A 16,553-nucleotide genomic window follows, 5' to 3' on the forward strand; every position below is an offset into this window, starting at 1 on the left:
ATGACGCTTAGAGGGAAGGATTATGTGCGGAAGACTTTCACAGTATCGGGGCATCCATGATTTCGTTGCGGCGCTGAGCATGCCAAATGCCTTGGAAAACTCCGTGGGTGATCATCCCCTTGAGCGCTATAACGTGGCACCGACAACCCAAGTCGCCCTGCTCCACCTAAACGGCGATCTGCTGCACGCCGATCTGGTGCGCTGGGGATGGCGACCACATTGGGCCAAGGACAGAGCAGCACCGATCAACGCACGCGTCGAGAAGGTCGCCCACGGCCCGTTCTTCCGGGCGATCTGGCCGCACCGAGCGATCACGCCCCTGGACAACTGGTTTGAGTGGGTCGACGAAGGCGGCCCGAAGAAACAGCCCTACCTGATCCGCAGACGGAACGGCGCGCCCGTACTGTGCGCTGCCATTGGCCAACTGCCAGACAGTGATGAAGGCCCGGGTGAGCATGACGGGTTCGTGATTATCACCGCAGATAGCGCCGGCGGGATGGTGGACATTCACGACCGTCGCCCCGTGGTGCTTACGCCGGACCTGTCCAGGGAATGGCTTGACCCGGCCACGACCAAGGAGCGCGCCGAGCAGATGGTGCTGCACCAGGGCGAGTCGGCTGAGGCCTTCGAATGGTTCAAGGTCGACACCGCCGTGGGCAACGTGCGCAACAAAGGCCCAGAGCTGATTCAGCCCATCAGCGCGCAATAGCCCTGACGTATGCCTGACACGCCCGAAGCGCGATCAATCCTTGGTCGCCGGCATCGGTGATGGCGATAATTCGTTGAGCATGCGCGGGGTCAAGTTGGGCTCTACGGGCTGCATGAACCAAGCCGCCGGCGCCGGCGGCGGAAGGCACGTCGCAACCACTGGCTGGATCCTCGGCAAGGAGGACTGACAGGCGCACATCAGCAGTGGCAAGGCGATCGAGCAGAAGAGCCTGGCTGCGTTGGGCATCGGATAACTCCTTGGTATGTTGTTGGTCCTGGACGGCAAGCTTCTGCTCTGTGGCCAGGCGCTTGTCCTGCTCAATGCGGGCTTGGGCTGCTGCGGCACTGCTGATTGCTGCAAGGTCATCTTTGCGCAGGCCGGCCTGCTCGGCGAGCTGCTTGCCCATCCGCCAATCCTGAACCTGCCAGGTGCCACCTGCTGCGATCACCATCGCCAGCAGGATGGCGGCCAGGATCTGGCCCGGCGTCACGACATCACCCCGCCCGCCAGTCGGTATTGCCGCAGAAGATCGTCCAGGCGGTGCTCGCGCTGGCCGTACCCCGCACCCGGCAGACTGGCCCAGATGTTCCGGCACTTCGCGATAGCCGTTTCGATCCGCCCTGCGAGCACATCAGGCAAAGCCCGGCACTCACGGATATGCTGCAGAGCCAGCACGTCCTGGCTGATCGGGCTGAAGTCCGGCAGCTTGAGCAGTGCCTTGTAGTGCGGCCAGTCTTTCAGCATCTGCTGATACCGGCCGGAAGCGTTGGATGTGAGCCCTTTGCTGTTTATGACCTTCGACGCGCGACCTTTAGCAAAAGGGTGATCAGTGAAATCCTTAAACACCTCTGGCTTTCGGTCAATGCCGGTCACGATCACATCGTAACCATCCAAGACCGTGGCCGGAGAGGTGCTGGTGCCCTCGCCCCAAGCGATCATGTCGAGGAACGCCAGCGCGTTACGGCCGCCCGCAAGCGATTCGGAAATTCGTGCCATTTCTTTTCTCCAGGCAAAAAAATACCCGCTCATCGCGGGTGTCTGTGTGTGGCTATGTGTCAACTGGGTTTGATTGGACGCTTGCTGCTGTCGGGGAAGTCTGGGTTAGTTGCCACCCAAGCTGTAACTCGCCCACGATGACCTAGCCACTGTTTACGCGTACCTGGCAGAAGGTCAGCAGGGGTTTCTCCTGCTTCGTCTTCTTCGATTGCTTCAAGTTGCCTAGAGATGACAGCCAGTTCAGTAGCTCTCCATTCGTTTTCGATCACTGATTGCTTATCGTCAAGAGTGTCCTGGGTAATTGCCCAAGTGCCGTTCAGTTGCGCAGTATAGTCGAGAGTATCCTCGCCCTCGGGGCGCGACCCCTCCATCTCAATAAAACCATCGGGACAGCCTGAGTCCGCCTGATCTACTACCATCTCGTACGTACCTATACGGCCATAAATATTCATCCCTTTACCCTCCATACTCGGACCCTGCATGGTGTGGGTGTGGTCACGTTTGCCGAACCTGTAGGGTAAGTACCTCCCGTGTACCCCGCGTGTACCATGACGGCAGTGTTAGCCACCTGCGTACTGATTTCTTCTGACGCGGCCAAAACTCTATGATTAGACGACACCCCGTAAGTAAGTGCCGCCCCAGTCCCTCCGGCATGAACCCACCCAGGACGCTCCCAATTACCAGCAACAAGAACTTGCGCTTCGCAAATAACAGGGTGCCCCGGAAACGGATTGGGGTTGGTGTATCGCACACCGAGAGACACATTAGCTGGAGCGCTTTCCGAACCGCCGTTTGGGTAGACGTACGCGAAACCCAAGAGGGTGGCGTCTAGCTTCGTATCCAGCGCTGCCTGCAAGTCAGTCTGTGCAGAAAGCGTACCCGTAATTGCACCCCAAGCGGCCCCTGTTGGCAGTGCAACCCAAGTACCTGCACCACTCAAAACTTTCAGGCGGTCAGCAATCGATGGGGCAGGAACAAGACCTTTCACGCCGGCAGCGCTTGCCGTTGCGCCTACGAGCGGCGTCAGTCCTTGCCTGACTCTGTCAAAACCATCAGCAGTAAGCGCTCGCAGCGAAGTGATGTCGTTGTTATCACCGCTGGCAGCTTTGCCCACCGTGACTGCTTCCGCCTGCTCAGCAGACTCAGCCGCTGCTGCTGCTGAAGCTGCGGCAGCCTGCTCGGATTGGATGCTCGAATCCCGAGCTGTTTCTGATCGAACTGCAGCAGCATCCGAAGCGCCGGCCGAGCTCAGGCTCTTCTCTGCGGCCTGCTGAGATGCGTTCTTGTTGTCCGTGGAGAGAGCGGCGGCGTCAGTTGCAATACTCGCCTGCTCGGTGGCCGTCGCCTTCGAATGCCCGGCTGACTCGGCTGCTTCAGTGGCAGCAGCCACCTGATCTTGCATATCGGCAATGCCGCCAGCAATAGTCCTGGTAGCCTCGCGCAACGCGTCGGCCGAATCTTTCACGTACCCCTGAAGCGGTGCAACCGCATACGCCGAAGGAGCACCGTAAGGCGGCAAGATGGAAAGCGCCGTATCGCTCGCAATGTTGCTGATCTCGTACCAACCGCCGTCAGGCCCACGAAAACCATCACCCACTCGTGCGTTTCGGATAAATGCGGTCCCTACGCCGATAACAGCGTTGCTGCCTGGAGTGACAGTAACCGTTCCCGTGTTGTACCAAGTCATAGTCCCTCCTAAAAAATAGGCTTTGCAAATACGATAGGAATAAAAAAGCTTGTTGAGTTGTTCACGCCGATAATATAAGGCTCCAGCCTATTATTGCCGTAGTTCCAAACTACATATAGCTTTGCGCCGCGAGTTGAATTACCACCAACGTCCATTCCGATATTATTGATCATCACGTAGTCGCCAGTATCAAGCGGTGAGTAAGCGGTCCAGCTCGACAAAACAGTTCCCTGGCCAGTACTACTAGACCCTAGATAAGTCCAGCTTCTGACAGTCCTAGTGAATTGTGCGCATGGCGTGCCGCTATCAAACAGAAGGCCACCCGCACCATTCCACAGCCTCAACCCGTAAGTTGCCAGCTCTCTCGATTTGAAAGCGGCGCAGAAATAGTTTCCCGCACCCGACGACACAAACGAGAAGCCTGTCCAATTGCCTGGCCCACCACTGATAGTGGTGTATTGGAGCGTTGTGGTGCCGTCAGGACGAACAAAAACGAGAGGCGGCTCTTGGGTAGTGATAGGAGGAGAAAAAGCGGCTCCTCCCGAGTACCGACCCGACTGCAGAACAACAAGCCGGGAAAATTCTGAATCAAGAGTTACCACATCGTTGTTATTGGTAAATTCCAAACCATATGTCATCTACCTATCCTTCATAACTAAAAGACGCTGCGGCCCAAGTCCGTTAATGGCATTGAACGGCGCGGCCCGATTGCCAAACCAAACAGTCACACCACCGACGTAAACATCGGGCTCATACTGGATTGCATAGTTGTTTTGAGCATTGGGGTCTTGAGGGTAGACACCGATTGGAATACAAACTGCCGAGTGGGTTGCGGGTGATATACCAGGAATTGAAATGTTGATGTACCGGTTGCCGCCAGTGATAAATGCCACCACAGCAGAGTAAACAATCCTGACCGTGAATGAGTTTTCATCCAGTTCCAACTTCCCTGTCGGCCCCCAAATCCTCATCCCGAAACTCATGCTGTCAGATCTCCGAGCTGAACCCGCTTGACGTTGTTTTCGTCGTAGACCTTGATCGCACGATTGGTCATCGTCAGGCGCCCGCCGCCCGGGGCGGGTCCGTTGAATTCCAGATTCCCAGCTTTATCCAGGCGCCATCCCTTCACCCCGGTGACGTAGTCGTCGGACTGCAAGGCCTGCCCTATCTTCAGCATGGTGATGCTGCCGTCTTGGATGAATGCCGAGCGCATAAAGACCTGCCCGTTGTCCACCGTGAATGGCGTGAACACCTGGCCACCGGCAAGCGTGCTCACCACAGAGAAGCGATCAGCGCTCACCAGGAACTGGCTTTGAATGATCCCCTCCTCGTTCTCTTCGATGCCGAGCCCTATGCCTGCGGTGACCAACTGCCCGTCCTTGTTGACCTGCATTTTCACGGAGTACATCGTGGAGAGCTTGCCGTCAGTGTCCGCCTGCGCCCGACTTACGGTTTGAATGTCCGCCGAGTTGTCGTCGATCTTCACGCCGATCTGCTGAATGGCCTGAGCGGTTGCTTCCCGATCGGTGACCACAACGCTTTCCAAATCACTTACCGAGCCGCTGACTTCGCCAACCTCGGCGGTGAGTTCGGTCTGGCGCTGCACCATGGCCGCGTTCTGCGAGGCGCGCGTCTTCACTTCCTGCGCAAAACTCGCCGACGCGTTGTAGCCCTGGAGTGCGTCAGCCAAGTCGCCCTCGCCGTTGTCGTCTCGGTACGCCGACTGCAGGGCCTGAAGGCTCGACGCCTGGGCTGTCACCACACCATCCAGCTCGGTGATGCTGGTGGTGTTGATCTCGACCTGGCGCGCCAACCCGTTCGCGGTGACCAGTACCTGACCCACGTCCACCCAGTAATCGGCGTTCGGCGGCGAGGTGTTCACCGGCACCAACTGCGTGGCCTGGTAGATACGCTTGCCGACTACCACCAGGTCACCTTCGAGATAGACCGATTCAGGGTCGTACGCTGACAGCCCATCAAGTGCATCGATCTGCGCCTGCAGCCCTGGGATCTTGTCGATCTCGTCGTTGATGTCCTGGCCAAGCTCCGTGCGCCCAATCTGCCCGGCAATCAGGTCCAGCACCGGAGCAGCATCTGCGCTGGCCATGCCCATCACGCCGTTGCCGACAGGATAGAACGGGCCCACGTTGCCGGTGCGATCAACGAGGCGAGCCCAGAAGAAGAACTGCGCGCCAGCCTTGAGTGCCTGCATGCTGTAATTCGCCTGGGGGTACGCTAGATCCGCCAGCTTGGTGGCCACAGACAGATCATTGGCCTGGCCATACCAAAGCTCGGTGCGCTGGGTGTCCTCGGCACCGGCCGGGAAACCCCACCGAACGCCGATACCGAACAGTTCGCTGGTGGTGGACAGGAACGCCACCGCCGGCGGCAACCCGACCTTCCCTTCCAGATTGGTCAGGTTGGAGCTCTTCCAGATCGAAGAAATCTCGAAGGCACTTACCGAACGCACCCGGGCCAAATAGGCTCCCGAGTAGATGCCGGTGACGTCCACGCTCGTCGAACCGGTGCGTTGCAGCTTGATCCAGTTGCCGCTGTCCTTTCGCCACTCCACGTCATATGCGACAGCTCCAGCCACAGCAGGCCACGAGATGTTCATGGTACTGATCGCCAGACCCTGGGCCACGGAGTAGTTCGACGTGATGTCGACGCTCGCCGGAGCGGGAACTACGGTGATCGGCACAACACTGATTGGCCGCTCCTCCAGCCGGGCGCCGGTGTCGATGTGATCGAACTTGCTTGGGTCGTACTGAACCGCCGATATCTCGAACACGCCGGGCTCCGGGCGGGCCACGCTGACCACGCGGTACAACGGGATAGCAAGGTCATCGGCATCCAGCGCCCACACCAGTTCGCGCTCTGGCGTCACGGAGTAGGCAATAGTCACGGTCACCTGCCGCCCACTCACCAACTGCACGGTGCGACCCTCGCACTTGCCGTCTGGCAGGTTGAGGATCAGTCGGTCGCCGGGTTTGGCCTGGGTGTCGCGATCCAGCGTGATAACCTTGCCGTTCACCGCAGAGATACGCCCGCCCACCGGCCGGCCTGCCAGCAGTTCATCCGCGATTGGGATCACGTAGCCTGGCAGCGGAATGCGCCCGTCCAGGCCAACCTTGAAGGTGACGGCCCGATCCTTGGAGTTGGTGAGCAAAGCCCATTTGCCGCGGCGCTGGGCCTCGGATTCACGGGTGCAGCCGATGGCACTGATCTCCAGCGGGTTATCGCCGTAGCGCCGCTGGAGCTTTGCATCGGTCACAGCAGTGACGTCTGTGTCGAAGTTGTTCAGCGGGTTGTCGTAGCTGATCAGCGCCCGCGTGTAGCGGGTGCGCTCCGATGCGCTCGAGTAGGTGAACTTTCCATCGATGACATTCGCCCGGGTGTAGGCAAAGTCGAAGTCGGTAGCGCGCGGCATATCCGCCAGGGTGAATACCTGGCCCTGGGCCCAGTAAGTCATGCCCCGATAGATCGCCGAGATATCACGCAGCAGCGACCAGGCGTCGGCCTTGCTCTGCAGGTTCAGGTTGCAAATGAATCGCGGCTCCTGGCCACCCTTCCCGTCCGGCACCAGTTGGTCGCAGTACTGCGAGATGCGGTACAACTCCCACTTGTCCACCATCCACGGCTTGATGCGACGGCCAAGGCCGAAACGGTCGTTGGTGGTGATGCCGTAAGTGTGCCAAACAGGGTTGTCAGTCCAGGCCTCTTTGAATGTTCCGTCCCAGACGCCCGTATAGGTTCGCGACCTGGTGTCGTAGTTGCTCGGCACCTGCCATTTCCGCCCATCACATTCGATCGTTACTGCAGGGATGCTGCGGAACTGCTCGGCGGAAAACTCGATGTAAAGCAGCGCGGTGTTCGGGTATCGAATCTTCGCGTCGATCACCTCGGTGAAGCCGGCAATCTGCATGATGTCCGAGATTTTGTTGTTGTTCTGGTTTGCAGTCAGTCGAGTGATGCGCAGCAGCCACCCGGTTGTCGCGCGAGGCAGATTGATGCGGCGGGTTCGCTCGTACAGGCTGGTGGTCTTGCCGGATACTGCCTCGTTCAAAACCTCCTGGTAAGTTCCCCCATCCGTTGCCAACTCGACCTTATAGCCGATCGAGTAACCGTTGATGTTGCCGCCGGCGTCCACCGATTGGAGCGCAGGCCAGGCAAAGCGCACTCGTACAGCTGAGAGCTGGGTATTGGTGATTGCTCGAACCCACGGGGTTCCGCTGCGGAGCTCGGTGCTGATGGTAGTTTCGTTCTCGACCGATGGGATGCCCTGAATATAGGACTGATCCACAGCCCCGCTGCGCCACTCCCATTTCACGTTCGGGAAGTTCATGTTTCCCTGCGGGTCTTGCAGCGGTGTGTTGTCGAGAAAGATGTCTTTGGCGGTGGGGGCACCGTCAAACTCACCCTCACCCACCGCAATGAGCATTTTCGCAATGGCGACGGAACGCAGGCTGTCTGGTGCCTCGGTTGGGGTTTTAGGCTTCTCGGAACCGCCCTTGGCACCATAAACATCGATCTTGCGTGCTGCGCCCATGCTTTTCTCCAGGCATAAAAAAACCGCCTCTTGGGCGGCTTCAGTTTTTCGGGTGTTGGCTACATCTGGTCTTCGGCGTAAATGGCGGCGCTGATGATCGCACCACCCCAGCGTCGCCGACCTGCACACAGTGAAACAGGATTGCCGGAGGCCGTTGTGTTCTTGGCGCTGCCGAAGGCGTAGCCGGGGGTGTTCTCGGGCGCCGCGCTGGTCTTCAGGCCCGTGGCTTGAGGACTCAACATCTGTATTACGCCACCAGCCGCAAGAGCAATGCCGGGGGCGGCAAGCACCTGAAACCCAGGAATGAAGGACACGGCAATCAAAACCGCACCTATGATGGTCTGAATAAGCCCGGCTCGCTTGCTGCCGGTGATAATTGGAGCGATACGAATGTCTCCAGAACCTGAAAACCCTACCTCCTTCTCACCAAGGGCGTTTTTTCCCCGGAAAACAGCGAACTCAACCCCTCGAGACTTGGCGTTTGAGATAAACCGTTCAAAGTCTGGAAGCTGAACACAGAGAGCCTTAATCGCTTCTGCTGGTGAGCGCACAGACAGCCGGAATGACCTTCCGAACTGCCGTAGCTGGCCGTAGAGGAGGACGGTAGTGAGCGGTTGGTATTCAATTGTCAGCGCGGCCATATTTACTCCAAGCGTAAAAAAACCGCCCGGAGGCGGCTTGTGTTTATTTATAGGCAGTTCCGGACTGCCTTCTCCATGTCACTTCTGCCCCATCCTGGACCCCAGGCCAGTCGCTGAAACAGCTTCACCGAACTACCGCTTGAAATCTTTCGGATACTCAGCAGCTCATCTGTCATGTTGTTGCTTGCTGCAACAAGGCGATATCCGTACTCAGTCTCTGACATCGTCACGTCGCTGCGCGCGTCCTGCCATCTGGGAAATACGCAGAGAGCATACTTTTTCGGGTCTTTGGCAGAACTAGCGGTGATGCTCGGGTCCTTCGCCTCAAGATCCCCCGGGGATACACACCCCGCCAGCATCGCCACCGCTGCAGCCGCTATCAAAATCCGCATGTCGTTCCCTCTTTGGTTTGGCGAAAGCCTAATACTAGCCGGATGTTTTATCACCACTTCTACTTTTCAGGACAGCATCTAATATCTTCCCATATTCAGGAGCGGTCGACTCTTCATTAATCGTATTATTCGAAGGCCTAAATAAAGTCGTATAAAATAGCATTTGACTCTCATGAGAAATCGAAGAGTCTACCGCTTGCATGGCAACAAAAGTTTTAATCATTGTAGATCGTTCAAGCGACTCAGCTTCAGAAGTCAAGTTCACCATCATCAGCTTTACAAAAATACGTGTAGCCCAAATACCACCGGTAGAAACCAATAATATAACTGCAACTCCAGCAAATGTTTTCGGCAGCGTAAACTCATAACCAAAAACTGTGTGCGTTATACCTGCAGCATAACCATAAAGCACTGAAAGGAACAATACAACAGCAAATACAGCTGCGGAAATGGCAGCATATTTACTGTACCTCTTCGCATTCTCCTTATGTATGTCCCGCCTTTGCTCCCAAAACTTTACCGGCTCTGAAAGCGCGATTGCAGAAGTAGCAGCTTTAACCAAACTTGAAATTCTTCCGGACGCCGCATCTACTTGAACTTTTATCTCACCAGAAGATTCTTCCGCAGCATCTTTAACTTCCTCAATGGAACTTTCAATTTCCTTTGAGAATTTATCAAAATTGGCACTCACACCTTTATTATAACCTCGTAAGAATCCGTCATCCATAAGATCCGAAACTGAACGGTATGCAAACACTACAGGCAATGCCATTCCGGCAAGAAATGAAAGCCGAAACTCTTCCGCCTGCTTATCGTCATGCATCGGAAGCCTAGCAATACTATTAGCAGAAACAACCTCATCATAAACCTTCGTACTCGGAAATAACGTTTTTCCTTTGTCGGGAATAATTTGCGTGAGATCATTAATATAAGTATTAATTGCATCCAGCAAAAACGGGGAAAGCCTATTGTTATTTCTAGTACTTATACTGAGAAGGTCGGACCAATATTTAATTTCTTGCTGCAGCCAGTTAGCCAGACTCTCCCCTTTTAAACCCTTTATATTGGCATAACGCGAACTACCTGCATTCAAATCTACCATTTCATCACTCACGAAACCGACTCCCTGGCCATATGCCACCATTTGTTCATCACAATATACCCTAATATTTTGGTACACCAAATGAGAACAGATGCCAAAAATTCTAGTTTCTAGGTATCCGAGTGCCGCAGTACTAATCGAGTGCGCAGTGCCCAAGGCCCGCCGTAAACGATGATCTCAGACGGCCTGCCGTATAGGTGGTGCAGAAGGAACGGGCCCGGACCGAACACACCCGAATCCTCACCAGGCATCGACGGATCGGCGCCGAGGTAAATGCCAGCATGGTTCGGGTGAGCTGTCCGGCCAACCTGCATAACGATCATGTCACCGCGCTGGGGCCGGTCGACGCGTACAAACCCGGCAGCCTCGTAGTGCTGCTCGTATAGGCTGGCGTTCTCCGCATTCTCCCACCAGCCATCGGTGCGCTGGAATGCTTCAAACTCCAGACCCCATTCCCGCTTATACCAATCTGCGCAAACCTGCCAGCAATCCCAGGCCCCATGCACAAACGGGCGCTTGAGCAGAGGAGTGCTACCCGTTGGCGTGATCGTGCGCATGTCGCCCTCGGGCCACGACAAAATGTGCCAGGGCAAGGCCGTGGCCTCGCACATGGCCAAGTCATGCGGTGACGGCCTGCTGGTGGCGTCCGGGTGTGAGTGAACGATGCCGATCACTTCGCCCAAGTCTTCCGCCGCGGCGTAGTCCTCGGGATCGACCCTGAACTCTTCGCTCGGCTCGGTGGCAATGTTCCGGCACGGGAAATACTTCTGCTTGCGCCCGATGGCCAGCAGCAGGCCGCAACATTCTTTCGGATACTGGGCCGCCGCATGCGCCTGGATTGCCGCAATGATGTGTTTACGCATAGTCAGCTCCGGGCGATGAGGGAAACAGCAGGAAAGCCGCCGAAGGCCAATTCGTTGTTCTCGCCGTAGCGCAACTTGCAGGACGACAGGCACCCCTTGCACTGGTCCAGCGCTGGGTCGTCCGTGGGATTGTCCTCATCGTCGAACATGGCCGCGCCGGTGTAGCCGCAGTCCGGCCCGCGGTAGCCATTGGTCATTGCCCAGTGGCAGAAGGTCGTCATCTGGCGACCAGGCAGTCCGTGATTGTCGATCTCGCCCGGGGAAGACAGCTCCCACACCACCGCTTCGCCGTCCTCGCTGGTTTTCTGGTCGATGTACCAGATCTCCAGCGCCTCCTGGGTTGGGTCGGCTGTCGGGTTGCCCTCAGGGAAGTTTGCCGCGTCCAGGTACTGGGCCAGCGTCTCGCGAACCGTCAGCTTGAACTTGAGCATGTCCTCGAAGGCCAGGCACAGCGCCGTGACGCGCCCGTTGACGTTGCCGGCGGCGAAGGTCGGTCGAGACGCGGTGCCATCGCTACTGGAGGAAATACCCTCAATCTGCACCGGCCAGGCTGCGTACTCCTGCCCCTGCCAGATAATCGTCTTTGCGGGCAGATCCTCTTCCGCCCCCTCATAGGCCAGCAATTCCTCTGGCGTGTGCGGGATGGCGTGACCGTGGAAGCGCAGGTAATCGGCGCCGTATTCCGTCCCGTCAATTTCGAACAGGCGAATCTCGCCGCCGGGCTCCAGCTTCTGGATGTCCGTGATCAGTGCCATGGGCGGTTATCTCAGGGATGAAAGGTTTGCTGGAAAGTAGCGGTGATGGCGTAGACCTGGCCGCCACGGTGCACAGGCTTGTAGCCGTTGCACTTGTAGAGGCCAAGCTCACCCAGGGGCGGCTCCCAGAGGAAGCCCTTCGCCCCTTTGTGCCGGTCGAGGAACGCCATGATGTCCTTGATGCGCCCCTTCAAACCGGTGAAGGTCACCGGCCAGGATTGCGACCGGTTGTTCAGTCCGTCCTCGACCGTCTGCTCATAGCCATCGCCAAACTTTTTGGCCCGGACGCGCTGGGTGATATCACCCTCCGCGCCCTTCTCCGTTGCCCAGATGAATCGCTCGATAGCCATCATCGCCCCTTGATTGCATTGTTGATGACGCCGCCCTGGCGCATATCCTTAGAGCGCAGCTCCTGATATTTCTGCTCTACGAACGTCGCCAGCTCCTTGCCGAACAGGTCGTAGCCGGGTGCGTCGGCGGTGGACGATGCATTGCCGTCGCCATCGATGTGCACCTCGACATTGATCTGCGTTCCGCCAGCCCCACCGCCGCCCATGGCCATAACCCCAAGCTTGCCGCTCGAAGTCCGGGTCAGGGGCATAATTGCCTCCTCCCCTGCCTCGCCCATGACGCCGGTTTTGCCGTTGGCCATGCCGAACGCCGTGGGCTTGCTGACGATTGAGTTGGTGAAGGCGCCGCCATCGGCGAACATCTGCACACCGCCCGACCAGGCGCCGCCCTTCGCTTGCGGGAAGTACGTGCTGGAATAACCGTCTGCAGATGCACCGAGGTTCGACGAATTCGCCCCTGCTGAACCTGCAGCCAGCCCATTTCCACCACCGCCGCCACTGAAGTAGCTGAGCCCAGCACCAAACAGACTGCTGAGCAGAGCAGAACTTGCCTGCCGGGTGGCAATGCGCGCCATGTCGGCCAGGATTGATTTCGCGAAGTCAGCAAACGACAGCTTCCCAGTCATGGCGAAGTTGACGACGGCATCCTCCATGGAGCTGAAAGCGTTACCGAACAGCGTCTTAGTCTGGCCAGCAATGTTCCTCGCCGAATCCAGATAATTCGCCCAGGCAGAGGTCGCGCCATTGGTCCAATCGCCCTGCGCAGCCTCCACATCCGCGTAGTTCTGCCGGATCTGGTCGGTAGCCGCCTTGTTAGCGTCCGCGAGCGCCTGCGATTTACGCTTGAACTCTTCCTCCGACATGTTTCGCGACGGATCGGACTTCTGGTTGGCCAACTCCAACGACTGCTGAGCAAACCGGTCTTGCTGACTGTTTAGCTCGCCGCTGAGGGCGTTCTGACGATCGCCCTGTCCTACGCCAATAACTGCGCGCTGGCCGGCCAATTCCAAGGCCCGCTGTTGCTGCCCCAGCGCCTGCACGTAAGTGCTGATCGCCCGCTCCTGTTTGGCAAGGCGGCCGGTCTCGTTGGTCGCCAGAACCTCCAGCTGGCTATCGGCATCCTTCTGCGCCTTGACCATGCCTGCGCGCGCGTCAGCGATTTTCTGGTCCAGCTGGATGCTTTGCGCGGCCGACGTACTCTTCTTGCCCTTCGCGGCCTCCAGCGCAGCAATCTCGGCCTCGTAGGCCGCTGTCGTTTGGTCGAGTTGGTTGCCGATCAGAGCTTGGCGCCGAAGCAGATAGTCCTCTTCGGAAAGTAGGCCTGCCTTCTGCGCCGCTTCCAGTTCCTTCTGGTAGTTTTTATAGGTGTCGGTGATGGCCGCCAGGTCGTTCTTGGCGTTGTTGAAGCTGGTCAGGTCGACCTGAGTGCCGGCCGCTTTTGGGTCTTTGAACTTGTCGTTAATGTTGGCGATGTTCTTGTCGATGGCCGCCTGATTGAGACGCGAATCCTTCGGATCAACCTTGCGGATGTCTTCAAGCTGTCGCTTGTAATCCTTGATAGCCTCAGTACGTTTCTGCTCATTCGTCCAGGACGATTTTGTTAGCGCGTCGATCTTATCCATTGAGGTAATGGCGTCACGCTGTGCCTTCGCCTGCTCGCCCTCCCACTTAGCAATATCCGCCTCCGCCGCTTTCTGGTCCTCCAGCATATTGAGGCGGTTCTGGTAGAGGTCGATCATCTCCTGCTTGTTTTGGAAGGCTCCGACATTGCCTTTTTGAGCTTCGGCCAGGTCTCGGCGCGCCTGCTCAATGTCTGCGCCGATATCTGGGCGGCCAGCATTTTTGATGCCGTCGGCTGCCCGCGATACAGCGTTATAAGCCTTTTCCCAAAGACTTAGATTTTCCAGAATCTTCGGGGTTCGCGCGTTGATCGCGTCGGCGTATGCATCGGTCGCGAGCTTCACGGCGCCGGCATGGTCGCCCTGTTTCTCCAAAGCAACTATCTGGGAGTAAACCGAGGCGGTCAGGTAGTGATACTGCTCATTCAAAGCTGCCGATGCCTTCACCGGATCGTCTGCCAGTTTGGAGAACTCGGCAACCGTCTCGCCGATGGCCTTACCGGTCGCTTCCTGCATCGATACGGCCGCCTGAGTGATCTCGGCAAAGCTCGCTCCCGCGATCTTCCCATTGTCAGCTAGCAGCGCCAGCACAGAGGCGGCTTGACCAGTGGATCCGACAGTAGCGCTTACCTGGCGCGCCATATCTCCGAGTTGACCCGCACTGACCCCGGCGTAGTTGCCAGTGAGCATCAGCGACTTGTTGTACTTGTCTCCCTCCGCCCTACCTTGAACAAAACCATAGGCGAGCGCCCCAACCGCCGCTACAGCAACGCCAATGGGCGCAGCCATAGCCGCGATTCGGATGGCCGACGCACCGGCATTGGTACCCAACTCCACAATGTTGTGCGCAGCGACCCGAATATTGCCCTCGGCAAGGGCGTTGCCCAGTTGAACGACGTTCTGCCGGGCAACCTTGGTATTCAGCCCAAGACTTGCAAAAGCCGAACTGGTTTTATCGAGCTCGGCATACTTGCCGTCGATTTTCTTCAGAGCGCTGTTGTATTGCTCCTGACTGATGCGTCCCTCGTCAAGGTGCTTACCAAGCTGCTCGACCTGGGTGTCCAGCTTCGCCATTGCGGCGCGAGCCGGGTCAATAGCGCCCAGCAGACTGTTGAGGGCTTTCTGCTCGTCCATAGCGGACTTGGCCAGGGCCACCTGCTGCTTATCGAGCTGCGCCGATATCTTCGCGGCCTCGGCCTCGCCATAGGCGCCGGTCTTGGTCAGCTTCGCCAGGGCGTCGCGCTGCTTGGCCAGGTCCTGGGTAGTTTTGGCGCTGGTAGACAGCGACTTTTCGAGGGCCTGCATTTCATTCATGAGCGAAACGGCGGACTGCTCCGCCCGGCCGCCGGCCTTCGCCATTTCATCCAGGCTCGTTTTTGCCTGGATTGCATCGGCCGAGTCGATCTTGACGCCGAGTTCTGCAATGTTCATCGACTCACCTTGAATAAGTGCCCGCGGTTACGGGCTGTTTTCCCTTTCCTCCGCCATGACGCGCAGGGCTTCGCCTTCCAGCACCTGAAGGTCAGGGAAGATTTCAGCGAGTTTCTTTTTCTTGATGCCGAGGAAGCCGGCCACGTCACGGATGCAGGTGTAGTCCAGGCCGATCGCGCCGCCGGCGCCTGCCCGCCACTGAGTCGACATCCTGTTGAACAGGTAGAAAGCCGGCCAGTTACAGGGCCAGACCTCGGTCACCTCTTCAAGGTCGCCCGGGGAAAGCCCAAACAAACCGATTAGTTCAGCAGGTGCCGCCGGCGCGTAGAGTGCGCGGGCGGCGTCCGTCAGTTTCCCAGGCGGGCCTGGTTGAATGCGTTCTGGTAGGCGCTCACGACCGCCTCGGCAGCGCCCTGGCAGGACGTCACCAGCGCACGAATGCTCTTGTCGTCGAACTTGTCATCAAAGCCCCAGCCAACTACCAGGTCCTTGATCTGCTGCGACTGCTGCTCAGTGTCGGCGGCAACGATTTCGGAAAGCGTTGGGTTGTCGCCCAAGGCAGTCCGAGCTTCATCGCGTTTCAGGTTCCACTCATCAAACAGAGCGGCAAGACCTGGGCGATCCCGATATTTGAAGGTGAACTCGATTTTCTCGGGCTCACCCCCAACGATCGGGATCGACACGAAGGCTTTGAACGTCGGGTTTTGGGCAATTCTGATCTTTGCCATGGGTTACGCCACCGCAGTCAGGTAACGGGTCGGCTCAGCCTGCAGTGCCAGGTTGACGGTGCGCGTCAACAGGTTGTTGCGGGAGACTGCCGGCTGCTTGGAGAACGACGTGTAGGTGCCGTACAACAGCATGTCGTTACCGGGCAGATTGAGGCGTGCCGCTTCGATCTGCTTACCAGCGTCCGCCTTCAACAACACACCGTTGAACGCCTGGGCCGGGTCGTCAGCGATGGTCAGCACCATGCTTGCCGCCGATTTGTCGGTGGGGATTTGCTTGCCCTGGTCATCTTCGAGGAACACCACATCCAGGTAGTTCTGTTCGCCGCCGGAGAAGGCCACGTCGGAGATCTGAGGGATCTGCACCCAGGTCAGCACCTTGCGCATAGTGCCTGCACCGCCTGCTGCCGGGAAAACCTGAGTATCGGTGGTGTCGATACCTTCCAGGGTGATAGCCGTCGCGGTGGCCGCCTTCACGCGCACAACCTTGCTATCCAGCTTGCTCCAGCCGGACGTGAGCAGAACGATATCGCCAGCAGCAATGGTGCCGCCGACTACAGTAGCCACCGCCTCGCTCGCATTGCTGATGGCAGCGAACGCCAGTGCTGCGCCGTAGGTTGCGGCGTGCTGGAAGGTGCCGCCGTTCGGGAGTTTGTAGCCCATGGGGATTTTCCTCTTTGCAGATGTGAAAAAACCCGCTCAATGGCGGGTTTGTGTGTTTGCCCAATGGGCGG

General features: G+C 57.8%; 17 protein-coding genes. 1 reads left to right on the forward strand and 16 read right to left on the reverse strand.

What is annotated here, in order from left to right:
• Positions 1 to 22: 22 nt before the first annotated feature.
• On the forward strand, positions 23 to 709 hold the full coding sequence (locus AC07OV_RS03765) for an SOS response-associated peptidase family protein (RefSeq protein WP_495091575.1): 687 nt from the start codon (positions 23 to 25) through the stop codon (positions 707 to 709).
• Here the strand turns inward: AC07OV_RS03765 and AC07OV_RS03770 are convergent.
• From AC07OV_RS03770 to AC07OV_RS03845, 16 genes are all read right to left on the reverse strand, one after another.
• Positions 696 to 1,199: a lysis system spanin subunit gene (locus AC07OV_RS03770; RefSeq protein ID WP_495091576.1), complete on the reverse strand. Its 504-nt coding sequence runs from the start codon at positions 1,197 to 1,199 to the stop codon at positions 696 to 698. The two genes, AC07OV_RS03765 and AC07OV_RS03770, sit on opposite strands and share 14 nt — an antisense overlap.
• Positions 1,196 to 1,705 carry a glycoside hydrolase family 24 protein gene (locus tag AC07OV_RS03775; protein ID WP_495091577.1) on the reverse strand — a complete coding sequence of 170 codons (510 nt, stop codon included), beginning with the start codon at positions 1,703 to 1,705 and terminating at the stop codon, positions 1,196 to 1,198. The genes AC07OV_RS03770 and AC07OV_RS03775 overlap by 4 nt, the downstream gene beginning before the upstream one ends.
• A gap of 59 nt (positions 1,706 to 1,764) precedes the next feature.
• The gene (locus tag AC07OV_RS03780; RefSeq protein WP_495091578.1) at positions 1,765 to 2,157 is read right to left on the reverse strand and encodes a hypothetical protein; all 393 of its coding nucleotides are present in this window, start codon (positions 2,155 to 2,157) and stop codon (positions 1,765 to 1,767) included.
• On the reverse strand, positions 2,154 to 3,392 hold the full coding sequence (locus AC07OV_RS03785) for a hypothetical protein (RefSeq protein ID WP_495091579.1): 1,239 nt from the start codon (positions 3,390 to 3,392) through the stop codon (positions 2,154 to 2,156). The genes AC07OV_RS03780 and AC07OV_RS03785 overlap by 4 nt, the downstream gene beginning before the upstream one ends.
• 8 nt (positions 3,393 to 3,400) lie before the next feature.
• Positions 3,401 to 4,030, reverse strand: a complete 630-nt coding sequence (locus AC07OV_RS03790) for a hypothetical protein (protein WP_495091580.1) — start codon at positions 4,028 to 4,030, stop codon at positions 3,401 to 3,403.
• Positions 4,031 to 4,375 (reverse strand): hypothetical protein, encoded by a 345-nt coding sequence (locus tag AC07OV_RS03795; RefSeq protein ID WP_495091581.1) that lies wholly within the window; start codon positions 4,373 to 4,375, stop codon positions 4,031 to 4,033. It lies immediately after the preceding gene.
• Positions 4,372 to 7,941 carry a TipJ family phage tail tip protein gene (locus AC07OV_RS03800; protein WP_495091582.1) on the reverse strand — a complete coding sequence of 1,190 codons (3,570 nt, stop codon included), beginning with the start codon at positions 7,939 to 7,941 and terminating at the stop codon, positions 4,372 to 4,374. Before AC07OV_RS03800 ends, AC07OV_RS03795 begins: the two co-directional genes overlap by 4 nt.
• 59 nt (positions 7,942 to 8,000) lie before the next feature.
• Entirely contained in the window at positions 8,001 to 8,582 is a 582-nt protein-coding gene (locus tag AC07OV_RS03805; RefSeq protein ID WP_495091583.1) for a tail assembly protein, read from the reverse strand.
• A 426-nt stretch (positions 8,583 to 9,008) separates the two neighbouring features.
• Complete coding sequence (locus AC07OV_RS03810; RefSeq protein WP_495091584.1) at positions 9,009 to 10,088, reverse strand: DUF6161 domain-containing protein; 1,080 nt, start codon at positions 10,086 to 10,088, stop codon at positions 9,009 to 9,011.
• A gap of 98 nt (positions 10,089 to 10,186) precedes the next feature.
• Entirely contained in the window at positions 10,187 to 10,939 is a 753-nt protein-coding gene (locus tag AC07OV_RS03815; RefSeq protein ID WP_495091585.1) for a C40 family peptidase, read from the reverse strand.
• Between the two features lie 2 nt (positions 10,940 to 10,941).
• On the reverse strand, positions 10,942 to 11,694 hold the full coding sequence (locus AC07OV_RS03820) for a phage minor tail protein L (RefSeq protein ID WP_495091586.1): 753 nt from the start codon (positions 11,692 to 11,694) through the stop codon (positions 10,942 to 10,944).
• Between the two features lie 11 nt (positions 11,695 to 11,705).
• Positions 11,706 to 12,044, reverse strand: a complete 339-nt coding sequence (locus AC07OV_RS03825) for a phage tail protein (protein WP_495091587.1) — start codon at positions 12,042 to 12,044, stop codon at positions 11,706 to 11,708.
• The gene (locus AC07OV_RS03830) at positions 12,044 to 15,094 is read right to left on the reverse strand and encodes a phage tail tape measure protein (protein WP_495091588.1); all 3,051 of its coding nucleotides are present in this window, start codon (positions 15,092 to 15,094) and stop codon (positions 12,044 to 12,046) included. The genes AC07OV_RS03825 and AC07OV_RS03830 overlap by 1 nt, the downstream gene beginning before the upstream one ends.
• Positions 15,095 to 15,121: 27 nt before the next feature.
• The gene (locus AC07OV_RS03835; RefSeq protein WP_177117031.1) at positions 15,122 to 15,394 is read right to left on the reverse strand and encodes a DUF1799 domain-containing protein; all 273 of its coding nucleotides are present in this window, start codon (positions 15,392 to 15,394) and stop codon (positions 15,122 to 15,124) included.
• Positions 15,395 to 15,441: 47 nt separating this feature from the next.
• A complete protein-coding gene (locus AC07OV_RS03840) occupies positions 15,442 to 15,822 on the reverse strand; it encodes a phage tail assembly chaperone (protein ID WP_495091589.1) in 381 nt (126 codons plus the stop codon).
• A 3-nt stretch (positions 15,823 to 15,825) separates the two neighbouring features.
• A complete protein-coding gene (locus tag AC07OV_RS03845) occupies positions 15,826 to 16,482 on the reverse strand; it encodes a phage tail protein (protein ID WP_495091590.1) in 657 nt (218 codons plus the stop codon).
• Positions 16,483 to 16,553: the final 71 nt, after the last annotated feature.

It is taken from the genome of Pseudomonas sp. GW821-FHT09A09, assembly GCF_059418405.1.